Below are 14,122 nucleotides of genomic sequence, written 5' to 3'. Positions count from 1 at the left end.
TCCTACCGCGAAACCGCGGCGAGGGCCTCGGGAAGCGTGAATCGTCCTGCGTAGAGCGCCTTTCCGACGATCGAGCCCTCGACACCCTCGCCGACCAGACCGGCGATGGCCTCGAGATCGGCGATCGTGGAGACACCACCCGATGCGACGACCGGCGCGTCGGTGGCCGCGCAGACCTGGCTCAGCAGCTCGAGGTTCGGGCCCGTGAGGGTTCCGTCCTTGCTCACGTCGGTGACGACGTAGCGCGAGCAACCGTCGCGGTTGAGGCGCTCGAGGACCTCCCACAGGTCGCCGCCGTCGGACACCCAGCCACGGCCGCGGAGGCGGTAGTCGCCGTCGATCAGCTTGACGTCGAGGCCGACGGCGATGCGCTCACCGTGCTTGGCGATGGCGCGGGCGCACCAGTCCGGGTTCTCCACGGCAGCGGTGCCGAGGTTGACGCGGGCGCAGCCGGTCGCGAGAGCGGCCTCGAGGGTGTCGTCGTCACGGATACCACCGGACAGCTCGACCTTGACGTCGAGCTCGCCGACCACGGCGGCGAGCAGCTCACGGTTGGAGCCGCGACCGAAAGCGGCATCGAGATCGACCAGATGCACCCACTCGGCACCGTCGTTCTGCCACGCGAGGGCGGCGTCGCGGGGCGCACCATAACTGGTCTCGCTCCCCGCCTCTCCCTGAACAAGGCGAACAGCTTCACCGTTGGCGACATCTACAGCAGGCAAAAGGACCAGGCTCACTGCGCCCACTCTAGTGCCTGGCTCCGCTGCGACCGAAAGCACGGTCGGCACTGTCGCGGCGTCACGATCGACGGTCGGTGCCGTCGGCCTCCGGCCCGAACGATCGACGGACCAATCGTTTGGAAACAACGCCCATCGCCGTGATCGCGGCGGCGACCCCGACGAGTGCGATGACGAGCCCTCCGACCGGCCCCGGCCGCAGCGCCACGATCACTACCGTGACGACGACCAGCACGGTCGTCGCCGCGCCCATCGCTGCGAGCGCGAGCCGCGCGATGGACAGCTCCGCGCCCGAGTCCTCACCCGGGGAGCGGGTCACAGGGCGCGGACCCAGTTCTCCAGCAGCTGTGCGCCGGCGTCGCCGGACTTCTCGGGGTGGAACTGGGTGGCCGACAGCGCGCCGTTCTCGACAGCCGCGAGGAACCGGTCGCCGTGCTCGGCCCACGTCAGCTTGGGCGGGGCGATGATGTCCGACGGCGGCAGCTCCCACGTGCGCACGCCGTACGAGTGAACGAAGTAGAAGCGGGTGTCCGGGTCCATGCCGGCGAACAGCGTGCTGTCCTCGGGGGCGTCGACGGTGTTCCAGCCCATGTGCGGCAGGACGTCGGCCTCGAGCCGCTCGACGGTGCCCGGCCATTCGCCGCAGCCCTCCGCCTCGACGCCGAACTCGACGCCGCGTTCGAACAGGATCTGCATGCCGACGCAGATACCCAGAACCGGCCGGCCGCCCGCGAGCCGCTGACCGATGATTCGGTCGCCGCGGACGCCGAGAAGGCCCTCCATGCACGCCGCGAAGGCGCCGACACCGGGCACCACCAGACCGTCCGCCGCGAGGGCGATCTTGGGGTCCGACGTCACCTCGATCTCCGCGCCGGTCCGCGCGAGGGCGCGCTGGGCCGAATGCAGATTTCCGGAGCCGTAATCGAGAAGAGCAACCTTGCGTGCGGTCATGTGCCAACTCTATCGGCCCGCAGGGCGGCGATCGTAGCCACGGGGACGACGGCGGCGACCGCCACCGCGGCGACCACGAACACCGGCGGATAGCCCGCTGCCGTCGCCACCGCACCCAGCGCCAGCGCACCGACACCGGTACCGCCGTCGTAGGCGATGTTCCAGGCGGCACTGGCCGCCGCGACCCGATCCCGGCCCGCCGACGCGAGCAGCACCAGCAGCGACTCGTTCTGCACCGCACCGAAGCCCAGCCCGAAGATCATCGCCCCGACCACCAATCCGATGTCGCCGACGTGCCCGGCGACCGCGAACGCCAACAGGGTGGTGCCCACCGCCGCGGTCAGCAGCGCCGGCACGGTGGTCCGACCCGCACCGATCCGGTCCGCGATCACACCGGCGCCGTAGCGGCCGAGCAGCATCGCACCGGCCGAGGCCGACAGCGCGAAACCGGCCACGGCAGCGCGATTCTCGGTGGCTATCGGAAGCAGCGAGGACACCCCGCCATACGTGGCCGCCACCACCAGCATCGACAGGCAGGGCACCAGCAGCACCTTCAGCGGCAGTCCCTTGCGCCCGGCCGGCATCCCGGGATTCGGGACGACCGGGAGCCGTGAGATCGACACCAGGGACAGCAACGGGATGATCGTGCCGAGCAGGTACACCGCGGCATGGTGCCCCGCCTGGTAGAGGCCGAGTCCCAGTGGCAGCACCAGCATCTGGGATGCCGCCACCGCCACTCCGTTGGCGCCGGTCACCCGCCCCAACAGGTTGGGCGGCGCCAACTCGGCCAGCAACCCGATGCCCGCGACCGTCACCAGTCCGAAACCGATGCCCCGGATCGCCGAGATCGCCAGCGCCGGCGCGGTCGCGGTGCTGAGGAGGAAGCCCAGCGACGGCAGTCCCAGCAGTACGCAGCCCACGGCTAGCACGGCACGGTATCCCCGGTTGCGCAGCAGAGCCGGCACACGCAGTTGCGTCACGACCGTGGTGGCCATGAACACCGCCGTCGACGCTCCGGCCGCGGTGCTCGAACCACCCGCGTCGGCGATCGCCAACGGGACCACCGGCAACAGCAATGTCCAACCACCGAAGGTGGTGGCGCCCATGAGGAGAGCTACGAGGACCCCGCGAGTGCGCAGGAGTTCGCGCATCAGATCAGCCGCAGGATCCCCGACGCCGCCGCGAGCACCGCTAGGGCAACCAGGACACCCGACGCCAACTTGTTCACCTTCCACATCGCGTATGCGCCGCCGATGGCGAAGCCCGCTGCGAGGAACAGGATATAGATGAAGACAGTGCTCATGGTTCTACAGCGCACCCTTGGTCGACGGGACGCCGGTGACCCGCGGATCCGGCTCGACGGCCTCGCGCAGTGCGCGGGCGACGGCCTTGAACTCCGCCTCGGTGATGTGGTGCTGGTCGCGGCCGTAGAGCACCCGCACGTGCAGCGCGATGCGCGCGTTGAGGGCGATCGACTCGAACACGTGCCGGTTGATCACCGTCGAGTACGGCACACCCGGGTAGCCGCCGATCACGCTGTGCAGCATGTGCTCCGGCTCGCCGGTGTGCACGCAGTACGGACGCCCGGAGACGTCGACGGAGGCATGTGCGAGGGTCTCGTCCATCGGGATGAAGGCGTCACCGAAACGGCGGATGCCACGCTTGTCGCCCAGCGCCTGACCGAGGGCCTGGCCGAGCACGATCGAGGTGTCCTCGACGGTGTGGTGGGCGTCGATCTCGACGTCTCCCTTGGCCTGCACGTTCAGGTCGAAGCTGGCGTGCGCGCCGAGGGCGGTGAGCATGTGGTCGAAGAACGGGATTCCTGTCGATACCGCGACGTTCCCGGTGCCGTCGAGGTTGAGTTCGACGACGATGCTCGATTCCTTGGTGGTCCGCTCGACGCGTGCGATCCGGTCGCTCATCGGGATCCCTTCGTTTCCGTTGAAACAAGCTCGGTTGAAGTAAGCTTCCTGCTGACCCGCAGCAGTTCGTCGTTCTCGGCAACCAGGCCGATGGTCGCACGCAGATGTCCCGGGATACCGACGTCGCGGATCAGCACGCCCTCGTCGAGGTAGTGCTGCCACGTCCGGGCGGCGTCCTCGAAGAGCCCGAACAGGATGAAGTTCGCGTCGCTCGGGACGACGGTGTAGCCCATCGCCGACAGCTCCGCGCTCACCCGGTCGCGCTCGGACGCGAGCTCGGCGACGCTGCCGAGGGTCTCGTCGGCGTGCCGCAGCGCGGCGCGGGCGGCGGCCTGCGTGACCACCGACAGGTGATACGGCAAGCGCACCAACAGCATTGCGTCGATGAACGCCGGAGCCGCGACGAGGTATCCGAGCCGGCCACCGGCGAACGCGAACGCCTTGCTCATCGTCCGGCTCACCACGAGCTTGGTGGGGAACTCGTCGATCAGGCTCACCGCGCTCGGGATCGACGAGAACTCGGCGTACGCCTCGTCCACGATCACGATCCCGGGTGCGGCGGCCAGGATCTGCTTCAGGTCCTCGAGGCCGATGCTGTGCCCGGTCGGGTTGTTGGGGCTGGTGACGAACACGACGTCGGGGCGGCGCTCGCCGATCACCCGCACCGCGGTCTCCGCGTCGAGCGAGAAGTCCTCGCGCCGCGGCGCGGGAATCCACTCGGTCTGCGTGCCGGTGACCAGCAGCGGGTGCATCGAGTAGGACGGCACGAAACCGACCGCGGTGCGCCCCGGGCCGCCGAACGCCTGCAGCAGCTGCTGCAGCACCTCGTTGGAACCGTTGGCGGCCCACAGGTTCGACACGTCGAGCGAGACTCCGGTCTGGCGGGTCATGTACGCGGCCAGGTCCGTGCGCAGCGCGACCGCGTCACGGTCCGGGTAGCGGTGCAGATCCGCAGCCGCGGCACGGACCGCCTCCGCGACGTCGTCGACGAGCGCCTTCGACGGCGGGTGCGGGTTCTCGTTGGTGTTGAGCTGCACCGGAACCGTCAACTGCGGTGCGCCGTAAGGAGACTGACCGCGAAGGCTCTCCCGGATGGGCAGATCGTCGATGCCGACGGCCGATCCGGGGACGACCCCGGCGCTCACTTCAGTGCCTCGAACCGAAGACGCACGGCCTCGCCGTGAGCCGGGAGGTCCTCGGCGTTGGCGAGCGTGATGACGTGACCGGCAACATCTTTCAGTGCCGCCTCGGAGTAGTCGACCACGTGGATGCCGCGCAGGAACGTCTGGACGCTCAGGCCCGACGAGTGCCGCGCGCAGCCGGCGGTGGGCAGCACGTGGTTGGACCCTGCGCAGTAGTCGCCGAGGCTCACCGGCGCCCACGGACCCACGAAGATCGCTCCGGCGGACCGCACCTGGGCGGCGACGGCGGACGCGTCCTCGGTCTGGATCTCGAGGTGCTCGGCGGCGTACGCGTTGACCACCTTCAGCCCGGCCGCGATGTCGTCGACCAGCACCGTGCCGGACTGGCTGCCGCGCAGCGCCGTCTCGACCCGCTCACGGTGCTTGGTGAGCTCGAGTTGCGCGGCCAGCGCCTTGTCGACGGCGTCGGCCAGGTCGGTGCTGGTGGTCACCAGGACGCTCGCGGCCATGACGTCGTGCTCTGCCTGGCTGATCATGTCGGCCGCGACGTGGATCGGGTCGGCGGTGCCGTCGGCGAGGATCGCGATCTCGGTGGGGCCGGCCTCGGCGTCGATGCCGACCAGTCCGCGGCACAGGCGCTTGGCGGCGGTGACGAAGATGTTGCCGGGACCGGTGATGAGGTCGACCGGCGCCAGCTCACCGCCGTCGGTGTCGGTGCCGCCGTAGGTGAGCAGGGCGACGGCCTGGGCGCCGCCGACGGCCCACACCTCGTCGACGCCGAGCAGCGCGGCCGCGGCGAGGATCGTCGGGTGCGGCAGACCGCCGAAGGCGGCCTGCGGCGGGGAGGCGACGACGAGCGACTCGACACCAGCGGCCTGCGCCGGGACGACGTTCATCACGACGCTGGACGGGTACACGGCGTTGCCACCGGGCACGTACAGGCCGACCCGCTCGACCGGGACCCACCGCTCGGTGACGGTGCCGCCGGGCACGACCTCGGTGACGGTGTCGGTGCGGCGCTGATCGGCGTGCACCTTGCGGGTCCGCTCGATCGCGACCTCGAGGGCGGCGCGGACATCGGCGTCGAGTTCGGCGAGCGCGCGATCCAGCTCGGCCTGCGGCACACGGACGGTACCCGGCCGGATGCCGTCGAACTTCTCGCTGTATTCGAGCGCCGCTTCGGCGCCACGGTCACGGATCGCCTCGACGACGGGACGGACCTGATGCAGCACCGCGTCCACGTCCACTCCGCCACGGGGCAGGGCGCCTCGAAGCTCAGCGGTGGAAGGGGTACGACCGCGAAGGTCGGTGCGGGCAAGCATGAGAGGTCCTCTCTGGAGAACAGGGGTTTACACCGATTATCCGCGATGGGTGCAAGTTGCTTACGTTCCGGCCCCACACGCGCGCCGAACGGCCCGCTGCTCGCGGTGAGCGCCTCCCCTGAGCAGCGCTTTGTCCGAAAGACATCTCACTGGACACGTGTCCACCCTAGAGTTCCCACCTGCGAGAGCTCGTCGACCCCAGCATCCGACAACGCAACGCAGGGAGCTGCCGTGATCCCCGATCCGAGCCCGACCGTTCCGCGAGTGACAAGACGCACGTTCCTCGGCGGCGCGGCAGGAGCAGCGTTCGCCGTGACCGCCGCGGCCGCACCGGCCGCAGCATCTCCGGCGCGACGCACACCGGTGACCGAGGAACGCCGCCGCGCAGTGGTGATCGGCAGCGGGTTCGGCGGTGCGATCGCGGCGATGCACCTCGGACAGGCCGGCGTGGACACCCTCGTCCTCGAGCGCGGCATCCGGTGGCCCACCGGGCCGAACGCCGAGACGTTCCCGCGCATGCTCTCCCCCGACCAGCGCTCGGCGTGGCTGCAGCCGCACCCGGTGATGACGGGCGCCCCGCCCGCCGTGTTCCCGCCGTTCACCGGACTGATGGAGCGCATCCCCGGTAACGGCATGGACATCCTGTGCGGAGCCGGCGTCGGCGGTGGGTCGCTGGTCTACCACGGAATGACGATGCAACCGAACGGCGAGAACTTCGCCCGGTGCGTCTCGCCCCGTATCGATTTCGCGCAGATGGATTCGGAGTACTACCCGCGGGTGGCCCGCAGGCTGCGGATCGCGACGATCCCCGACGACCTGCTGAACAGTCCGCAGTACAGCTCGTCGCGCCGGTTCGTGGAGATGGCGGACGCACAGGGCCTGCACACGTTCCGGGTCCCGATGCCGATCGACTGGGAGTTCGCGCGGCGGGAACTGCGCGGCGAGATGCGTCCGTCGTACACCACCGGCGACCTGATCTACGGCGTCAACAATGGGGGCAAGTTCTCCGTGGACGTCACGTATCTCGCGGCCGCGGAGGCGACCGGCCGGGTCGAGGTGGCGCCGCTGCATCGGGTCGCCGACATCGAACGCGGCCCGGACGGCTCCTGGATCGTGCACTGCGACCGCATCGGACGGGACGGCACGGTGCTCGAGCGGAAGCGGATCACCTCCGACGCCCTGTTCCTCGGGGCCGGATCGCCGGGCACCACACGCCTGCTCGTGAAGGCGAAGGCCAAGAACCTGGTCCCCGATCTCCCCGACGGTGTCGGCACCGGATGGGGCAACAACGGCGACCGCATCTTCATGGTCACCCGCGCGACGGACAGTCCCGGTGCGTGGCAGGGCGGACCCGCGTGCGTCGGGGTCAAGGACTGGGACAACCCGGCCGGCGCGCTGACGATCGTGCTCGGCCCGGTGCCGTTCCCGCTGGATCTGCACACCACGTCGGTGATCGGGTACGGCGTCGTGGACGGTCTCGGTACGTGGCACTACGACGCCGGCCGCGACGACGCGGTGCTGACCTGGAATCAAGCGTTCGACCGGGGTCTGACCGACGCGATCCGCGCACGGATCGAGCAGATCGTCGGCGCCGGGTTCGGAGTGTCGGCGATCGACGTGAACGCCGTCGACACCAACACCTTCCACCCGTTGGGCGGCGCCCCATTCGGCTCGGTGTGCGACGACGCCGGACGGGTGCACGGGCAGCGTGGGCTCTACGTCCTCGACGGCGCCCGCATCCCCGGGTCCACCGGGGCGTGCAATCCGTCGATGACGATCGCCGCGCTCGCCGAGCACAGCATGGACGCCCTGGTCGCCACCGACGTCGACACTGTCTTCTGAGAAGGACCCCCATGAAAGCAACGTTGCGCACCGCGATCGTCGCGCTCACGCTCACGCTCCTCGCCGTGCCGACTGCGCAGGCGCAACCGCTCGGCGACGACTTCCTGTGGGGCGTGGCCACCTCCGGGTTCCAGTCGGAGGGGTCGTCGCCCGACAGCAACTGGTCGCGGTACTCGGCCTCCGGGAGGACGCACGACGAGATCGGCGATGCGGTCGACTTCCGACACCGCTACGCCGAGGACATCGACAACGCGGCCGCGCTCGGTGTCGACGTGTTCCGCTTCGGCATCGAATGGGCCCGGGTGCAACCACATCCGGGCCAGTGGGACAAGACCGAGTTCGCCTACTACGACGACGTGATCCGGCGGATCCGCGACCACGGGATGACGCCGATGATCACCCTCGACCACTGGGTGTACCCGGGTTGGATCGCCGACCGGGGCGGCTGGGCGGATCCTCGCACCGTGGACGACTGGCTGGTCAACGCCGAGGAGGTGGTGAACCGCTACCGCGACGTCGGCGCCATCTGGATCACGTTCAACGAGCCCACCACCTACGCACAGCGTGAACTGACGTTCGGGGGGATTTCACTTCTCGACGTGCACAAGATGTTCGACGGCATGACACGCGCCCATCGCACGATCTACGACCGCATCCACCAACTCGATCCCACGGCGCGGGTCGGCAGCAATCTCGCGTTCATCCCCGCCGCGTTCGGGCTGCTCGACAACCTGTTCGTCGACCGGGTCACCGACAAGCTCGACTTCCTCGGCATCGACTACTACTACGGGCTCTCGCTGGACAACATCTCCGCGATCGCCGCCGCCACCGACCAGTTCTACGACGTCGTCCCGCAGCCGGACGGGATCTACCACGCGCTCATGGCGTATCACCGCAAACTGCCGGACATGCCGCTGTACGTCGTGGAGAACGGGATGCCCACCGACGACGGCAAGCCACGACCGGACGGCTACACCCGCTCGGATCACCTGCGTGACCACATCTACTGGATCGAGCAGGCCCGCAGCGACGGCGCCGACGTGATCGGCTACAACTACTGGTCGATCACCGACAACTACGAGTGGGGTTCGTACCGTCCGCGGTTCGGGCTGTACACCGTCGACGCGCTCACCGACCCGGCGCTCACCCGCCGCCCCACCGACGCCGTCGACACGTACCGCGGCATCGTCGCCGCCGGGGGCGTGCCCGCGGACTACACACCGGTGATGCCGAAGGCGTTCTGTTCGCTCGTCGATCCTCCGGGCAGCTGCCTGACCGGTGGCTCGTCGGGCAGCGGATCGGGCACCGGGTCGGGCGGCTCGTAGCCACACCCGCCACCGATCCACGGCGTGGGCGCGCCTAAGCTCCTCCCCCGTGTCGTGGCAGATGTGGTTGGCATTTTTCGGCGCCAGCTGGGTGATCAGCCTGTCACCAGGAGCCGGCGCGATCGCGTCGATGTCGGCTGGCCTCCGGCACGGCTTCCTGCGCGGCTACTGGAACATCCTCGGCCTGCAGCTGGCGCTGCTGCTACAGATCGCGATCGTCGCGGCAGGCGTCGGCGCCCTGCTCGCCGGCTCGACGACGGCGTTCCTGATCGTGAAGTGGTTCGGCGTCGCCTACCTCGCGTATCTCGGCATGCGGCAGTGGCGCTCGGCGCCGACACCGATCGAGGCCGAACCGGACAGCAAGCGAGCCACCGCCGCGGGGCTGGTGCTACGGGCGTTCCTGATCAACTCCAGCAACCCGAAGGCGATCGTCTTCATGCTCGCGGTGCTACCGCAGTTCCTGAACCCCGCCGCACCGCTGTTCCCGCAGTACGCGCTCATGGCGGCCACGATGGTCGCCGTGGACACCGTCGTCATGACCGGATACACCGGTCTCGCGGCGCGGGTCCTCCGCGTGCTGCGTTCGCCGCGTCAACAACAGGTCACGAGCCGCGTCTTCGCGACCCTGTTCTTCACCGCCGCGGCGGCCCTCGCCACCGCGGTGTGACAGGCGCGGTTCACGGCCTACCGCCGGGGATCGTTCTGTGCCTACGCTGACGGGAGCAGCATGTGCGGGCGCAGACGTCGGTCGGCGGCCCGCCGACCATCGGGAGCGACCATGAGCACCAGCCCGCGAACCCTCGCCGAACAACTGCCCGATCTCCCACCGGGCGACGAGTTCGAGCGGTTCGCCGGATACGCGGTGATGGGCCTGCCGTTCACGACCGGCCACTACCTCGCACTCCGACACTTCCCTACGAGCTCGATCGGCCCTGGCTACGACTCGGTGTGGCACCGGAACCCGGCCGGCCAGTGGGTCATGTACATCAACGGAGCGCCGGAGTCCTCCTGCCCGCGCTACTTCGGCCGGGCATTGGCGGAATCTCGAACCGCGGACATCACCATCACCTGGAGCGGACCGGACGAGTTCGGCGTGACCGTCGGCGACACGATCGACTGGTCGATGATGTTGACCCGTTCCCTCGCCACCCGGGCGATGACCGCCGCCGGATCACTGATGCCCGCCGCACTGTGGCGCAACGACCGCGTGCTGACACTGATGTCCCGGGTCGCCGGTCCGCTGCTCGGCGTGGGCCGGGTCGGACTGACCGGGGAAACTCCGAGTGGGTATTCCTTCCGTGCCAATCCGCGCCGGTTGTGGGCGGTGCAGCGCAGCCGGGCGACGGTCGACGGCGTCGACGTCGGACTGCCGGGCCCCCTCCCGGAGCAGGCCCGGCTCGGCGGGTTCTGGCTGCCGCAGCGGGGCATGTTCGCGATCGGGGAGACGTACTTCACGCCGGCGTGAGTCACCCGTCGGCGTACCGCGCGCGCAACTGCTCGAGGGTCGCCGTGATGCCCTGCTCGTCCTTCGAGCGGAACCCCATCCATTCCACCCACTGCGGGAACCTCACCATCGAATAGTCGAACACCTCGGTCACCTCCGTGTGACCGGCCGTGGTCTCCGTGAACTCCCAGCGCCAGTGGTGGCCGAGGGGGTGTTTCCACTCGACAACACGCCCCTCCTCGAAGTCGATGACCCGGCTCGCGCCGCCAACCTTGATGAACTGAGATTGAACGTAATCCCAACGAACGTAGTCACGGTCGTCGCATCTCCATCGTCTTACCCTGCACAGCAAGCTGATTCGATCGACGTTTCGGCGGTTCGATCGTCCGATTTCACGGCATGGTCACGATTTGCGACCTATACTGCCGCACATGCTGATTCACCCGACTCTGCGGATGCAATCGTGGGGATTCACGATCGGGTCGCTGCTCTTCGCGCTCGGCTCCGCACCGGTACTCGCGCCGGCCCTCGGAACGGCCACCGCCAACACGGCCTTCTTCGTCGGCTCCTGGTTCTTCACCTACGCCGCGTTCATCCAGTTGGTGCTCAGCGGCGCCGCCACGACAACGGACACGGATACCGGCAAGCCCGCGATACGCGCCGAATGGCTAGCCGCGGCGACCCAGTTCCTAGGCACGGTGCTCTTCAACATCAGCACCGGGGCCGCGCTGCACGCCCACACCATCGCCGGCGAGAAGCACCTGGTGTGGACACCGAACGCGGAGGGCTCGATTGCGTTCCTGATCAGCAGCTATCTGGCGATCCTGATGCTCGTCCGCGCAAAGAACTACTGGGCTCCGCGCTCCCTCGACTGGCAGAGTGCCTGGTTCAACGCCCTCGGTTCACTCGCGTTCGGCCTCTCGGCCGCGGGGGCGTTCATCACCCAGTCGGGAAGCGTCGAGGACGCATCCCTCGCCAACGCCGGCACGTTCGTCGGCGCCCTGTTCTTCTTTGCCGCGTCCGTCATCTTCCTCGGTAAGCCACGTCGTCCCGCGCCGGAGCCTGTCGAGTCACTCTGACGCAGGTCCACCGCCGATCCCGCTGCCGCGACGCATTGTCGAAGGCAGCGGGATCGGCGGTTCTGGGCCTGGAATCCTTTGCGTCGCACCGTCACTTGTCGAGCCTCTTTCGGCCGTCACCGGGACCACCACCGACAACTCGAGAACGGGTGAAGTAGGGGGTTAATTCCGACCCGACGGTGATCGTCGCGGCGCGACCCGGCGCACCCGCTGTTAGCTTTGCGAGGTATGACGACTCTTCCGGAAAGCAAGAAGCGGTTACTGTTTCGTAACGTCCGGGTGTTCGACGGCGTATCAGCGGAGCTGAGCAACGGAGACGTTCTGATCGACGGCAACAAGGTCGCCGCCGTGTCGACCTCCCCCGTCGGGGATGATCCCGGCAGGGAGACCGTCGTCATCGACGGCGGCGGCCGGGTGTTGATGCCCGGTATGAGCGATGCACACGTCCACCTGGTCGGTAACGCCAACTCGTACGTCGACCTCCTGATGGGCACGGAGGGACACATCACTCTCAACGGCGTCGCCGAAGCGAAGAACATGCTGATGCGAGGGTTCACGGCGGTCCGCGACATGGCCGGTGACACCTCGAGCATCAAGTCCGCGATCGACCGCGGCCAATTCCCCGGGCCGCGCATCTACCCGTGCCAGGCCGCGATCTCGCAGACCAGCGGTCACGGCGACTTCGGCAACGTCTACGACACCCCCTCGGCTCTCGGCGGTGCCGAGAATCGCTCGGAAACAATCGGTTTCATGCGAATCGCCGACGGCGAGGAGCGAGTCCTGGCCGCAGTGCGCGAGCAGCTCAAGAAGGGCGCCTCCCAGATCAAGATGATGGTCGGCGGCGGAGCCGCCTCGACGTACGACCCGCTGTACACCGTGCAGTTCACCGATGCCGAACTACGGGCGGGGGTCAACGCCGCAACCGACTACGGCACCTACGTCGCCACCCATGTCTACAACGTCACCGGCATCCGGCGTGCGATCGAAGCCGGAGTCAAGTCGATCGAGCACGGCCATCTGTCCGACGAGACCACGGTCAAGTTGATGGCGGAGCGCGACGTTTGGCTGTCGATGCAGCCCTTCGCGGAGGACGATCACCACTACCCCGACGCCGACCGAGCCGAGAAGAACCGCCAGATCTGCAGTGGCGTGGACCGGATCTACGGCTGGGCCAAGAAGTACGGGGTGAAGGTGGCCTTCGGCACCGATCTGCTGCTCGAGCCGCAGTTCGCGAAGCGACAGAGCGAGATGGCAGCCAGACTGGGCGATTTCTACAGCAATGTCGAGGCGCTGCGAATGCTGACCTCCGGCAACGCCCAGTTGTTCCGGCTCGCAGGTGAACGCGATCCGTACCGTGACGCCCCTTTCGGCGTCGTCGCGGAGGGGGCCTGGGCCGACGTACTGCTCGTGGACGGCAACCCACTCGAGGACCTGAGCGTGCTGGCCGACCCGGAGAAGTACCTGTCGGTGATCGTCAAGGACGGTCAGGTCGTCAAGAACAGCCTGTGACGGCCTGATCGGCCGTCTCCGACGTCAGCTTCGAAAGCAGCAAGGGTCAAGGACAGCAACCGAACACGTCGCCGTTCGTCGAACGACGAGGGAATGTGGAGTGCGAATTGGTCGAAACACAGATCGAGGGGTACCAACCCTCGTGGGAACCGGTCTCAGGAACTTTGGTGTCCGCCAGAGCAATCGAACTCCACGGCCCGTGGGGTCACGTATTCGGTCCGCTCGATCTCGACATCGACATCGGCGGGGTGACTGTGCTCGCGGCACCGGCCGGCGCCGCGCGTACGGCCCTGTTGATGGCGCTGTGCGGGCGGATGCGCCTGACCGGCGGGTCCCTCACCGTCCTCGGGTTCGAGGACAAACCCATGGCGGTGTTCCGCAACTCGACCATCGCGTGCCTCAACGAACTCGACGAGGTCCGCCCGTCGGTCACCGTGCGCGATCTCGTCACCGAACAACTGCGTTGGGACTCACCGTGGTACCGGTTCGTCCCGCGCGTCGGGACGAGCGGTGTCGAGGATATGTGCGCCGAGGTGTTCGGCGACGTACCACTGCCGGCGCTCAACGCGTTCGTCGACGACCTGCCCGAGATCCAGCAGTTGTTGCTGCGGATCGCCGTGGCGAACACGCGGCGGCCTCCCCTGCTGGTCGTCGGCAGGATCGACAAGATCGCCGACGACGAAGAGCGCCTCATGGTTCTGGAAAGACTTGTGGCACTGGGCCAGAACCAGTCCGTGATCACCGCCGACGTGAACCCACTCCCACCGGGTAGTTCGGTGCGCGCCGTCGTGGACCTGCACCAGCTTCTGAACGCCGGAGACATCGGCGTCATGACCGAGGCGAGGTAGC

At 68.3% G+C, this 14,122-nt stretch carries 16 protein-coding genes; 7 read left to right on the top strand and 9 right to left on the bottom strand.

Features of this window, described 5'->3' with window-relative positions; translation table 11 throughout:
* Window positions 1-2 precede the first annotated feature (2 nt).
* The 8 genes from priA to hisD form a co-directional block, all read right to left on the bottom strand.
* The gene (gene priA / locus DEU38_RS18040; RefSeq protein ID WP_114722786.1) at window positions 3-737 is read right to left on the bottom strand and encodes a bifunctional 1-(5-phosphoribosyl)-5-((5-phosphoribosylamino)methylideneamino)imidazole-4-carboxamide isomerase/phosphoribosylanthranilate isomerase PriA; all 735 of its coding nucleotides are present in this window, start codon (window positions 735-737) and stop codon (window positions 3-5) included.
* A gap of 61 nt (window positions 738-798) precedes the next feature.
* Window positions 799-1,056, bottom strand: coding sequence for a hypothetical protein (locus DEU38_RS18035; protein WP_114722785.1), 258 nt, complete (start codon window positions 1,054-1,056; stop codon window positions 799-801).
* Window positions 1,053-1,688 carry an imidazole glycerol phosphate synthase subunit HisH gene (hisH, locus tag DEU38_RS18030; protein ID WP_114722784.1) on the bottom strand — a complete coding sequence of 212 codons (636 nt, stop codon included), beginning with the start codon at window positions 1,686-1,688 and terminating at the stop codon, window positions 1,053-1,055. The genes DEU38_RS18035 and hisH overlap by 4 nt, the downstream gene beginning before the upstream one ends.
* Window positions 1,685-2,839: an MFS transporter gene (locus DEU38_RS18025; protein ID WP_114722783.1), complete on the bottom strand. Its 1,155-nt coding sequence runs from the start codon at window positions 2,837-2,839 to the stop codon at window positions 1,685-1,687. The genes hisH and DEU38_RS18025 overlap by 4 nt, the downstream gene beginning before the upstream one ends.
* Window positions 2,839-2,991, bottom strand: coding sequence for a hypothetical protein (locus tag DEU38_RS28540; RefSeq protein WP_174910659.1), 153 nt, complete (start codon window positions 2,989-2,991; stop codon window positions 2,839-2,841). The genes DEU38_RS18025 and DEU38_RS28540 overlap by 1 nt, the downstream gene beginning before the upstream one ends.
* A gap of 4 nt (window positions 2,992-2,995) precedes the next feature.
* Window positions 2,996-3,610, bottom strand: a complete 615-nt coding sequence (gene hisB / locus DEU38_RS18020) for an imidazoleglycerol-phosphate dehydratase HisB (protein WP_114722782.1) — start codon at window positions 3,608-3,610, stop codon at window positions 2,996-2,998.
* Window positions 3,607-4,755, bottom strand: coding sequence for a histidinol-phosphate transaminase (locus tag DEU38_RS18015; RefSeq protein ID WP_114722781.1), 1,149 nt, complete (start codon window positions 4,753-4,755; stop codon window positions 3,607-3,609). The genes hisB and DEU38_RS18015 overlap by 4 nt, the downstream gene beginning before the upstream one ends.
* The gene (gene hisD, locus DEU38_RS18010; RefSeq protein ID WP_114722780.1) at window positions 4,752-6,074 is read right to left on the bottom strand and encodes a histidinol dehydrogenase; all 1,323 of its coding nucleotides are present in this window, start codon (window positions 6,072-6,074) and stop codon (window positions 4,752-4,754) included. The genes DEU38_RS18015 and hisD overlap by 4 nt, the downstream gene beginning before the upstream one ends.
* Window positions 6,075-6,338: 264 nt before the next feature.
* Between hisD and DEU38_RS18005 the strand changes: the two genes are divergently transcribed.
* The 4 genes from DEU38_RS18005 (at window position 6,339) to DEU38_RS17990 (ending at window position 10,706) form a co-directional block, all read left to right on the top strand.
* Window positions 6,339-7,916: a GMC oxidoreductase gene (locus DEU38_RS18005; protein ID WP_397484730.1), complete on the top strand. Its 1,578-nt coding sequence runs from the start codon at window positions 6,339-6,341 to the stop codon at window positions 7,914-7,916.
* Between the two features lie 11 nt (window positions 7,917-7,927).
* Window positions 7,928-9,241 (top strand): glycoside hydrolase family 1 protein, encoded by a 1,314-nt coding sequence (locus DEU38_RS18000; protein WP_114722778.1) that lies wholly within the window; start codon window positions 7,928-7,930, stop codon window positions 9,239-9,241.
* Between the two features lie 49 nt (window positions 9,242-9,290).
* The gene (locus DEU38_RS17995) at window positions 9,291-9,908 is read left to right on the top strand and encodes a LysE family transporter (RefSeq protein ID WP_114722777.1); all 618 of its coding nucleotides are present in this window, start codon (window positions 9,291-9,293) and stop codon (window positions 9,906-9,908) included.
* A gap of 111 nt (window positions 9,909-10,019) precedes the next feature.
* Window positions 10,020-10,706, top strand: coding sequence for a hypothetical protein (locus DEU38_RS17990; RefSeq protein WP_114722776.1), 687 nt, complete (start codon window positions 10,020-10,022; stop codon window positions 10,704-10,706).
* Window position 10,707: 1 nt separating this feature from the next.
* On the opposite strand, the gene DEU38_RS29280 is transcribed toward DEU38_RS17990, so the two are convergent.
* On the bottom strand, window positions 10,708-10,830 hold the full coding sequence (locus DEU38_RS29280) for a hypothetical protein (protein ID WP_258557987.1): 123 nt from the start codon (window positions 10,828-10,830) through the stop codon (window positions 10,708-10,710).
* A gap of 286 nt (window positions 10,831-11,116) precedes the next feature.
* Between DEU38_RS29280 and DEU38_RS17980 the strand changes: the two genes are divergently transcribed.
* From DEU38_RS17980 to DEU38_RS17970, 3 genes are all read left to right on the top strand, one after another.
* Window positions 11,117-11,764: a hypothetical protein gene (locus DEU38_RS17980; RefSeq protein WP_114722774.1), complete on the top strand. Its 648-nt coding sequence runs from the start codon at window positions 11,117-11,119 to the stop codon at window positions 11,762-11,764.
* Between the two features lie 228 nt (window positions 11,765-11,992).
* On the top strand, window positions 11,993-13,273 hold the full coding sequence (locus DEU38_RS17975) for an amidohydrolase family protein (RefSeq protein ID WP_114722773.1): 1,281 nt from the start codon (window positions 11,993-11,995) through the stop codon (window positions 13,271-13,273).
* Between the two features lie 167 nt (window positions 13,274-13,440).
* Window positions 13,441-14,121, top strand: coding sequence for a hypothetical protein (locus tag DEU38_RS17970; protein WP_114722876.1), 681 nt, complete (start codon window positions 13,441-13,443; stop codon window positions 14,119-14,121).
* Window position 14,122: the final 1 nt, after the last annotated feature.

It is taken from the genome of Rhodococcus sp. AG1013 (genome assembly GCF_003350365.1).
GTDB lineage: Bacteria > Actinomycetota > Actinomycetes > Mycobacteriales > Mycobacteriaceae > Prescottella.
The sequence above is the reverse complement of the archived record's forward strand: the minus strand, read 5'-3'. Positions and strand labels throughout refer to the sequence as shown.

Bases quoted from the DNA above. Each gene is read 5' to 3' on its own strand.
- DEU38_RS18025 (WP_114722783.1), bottom strand. From the start codon at position 2,839: ATGCGCGAACTCCTGCGCACTCGCGGGGTCCTCGTAGCTCTCCTCATG.
- DEU38_RS18000 (WP_114722778.1), top strand. From the start codon at position 7,928: ATGAAAGCAACGTTGCGCACCGCGATCGTCGCGCTCACGCTCACGCTC.
- hisH (WP_114722784.1), bottom strand. From the start codon at position 1,688: ATGACCGCACGCAAGGTTGCTCTTCTCGATTACGGCTCCGGAAATCTG.
- hisB (WP_114722782.1), bottom strand. From the start codon at position 3,610: ATGAGCGACCGGATCGCACGCGTCGAGCGGACCACCAAGGAATCGAGC.
- DEU38_RS17980 (WP_114722774.1), top strand. From the start codon at position 11,117: ATGCTGATTCACCCGACTCTGCGGATGCAATCGTGGGGATTCACGATC.
- hisD (WP_114722780.1), bottom strand. From the start codon at position 6,074: ATGCTTGCCCGCACCGACCTTCGCGGTCGTACCCCTTCCACCGCTGAG.
- DEU38_RS17975 (WP_114722773.1), top strand. From the start codon at position 11,993: ATGACGACTCTTCCGGAAAGCAAGAAGCGGTTACTGTTTCGTAACGTC.
- DEU38_RS28540 (WP_174910659.1), bottom strand. From the start codon at position 2,991: ATGAGCACTGTCTTCATCTATATCCTGTTCCTCGCAGCGGGCTTCGCC.
- DEU38_RS17990 (WP_114722776.1), top strand. From the start codon at position 10,020: ATGAGCACCAGCCCGCGAACCCTCGCCGAACAACTGCCCGATCTCCCA.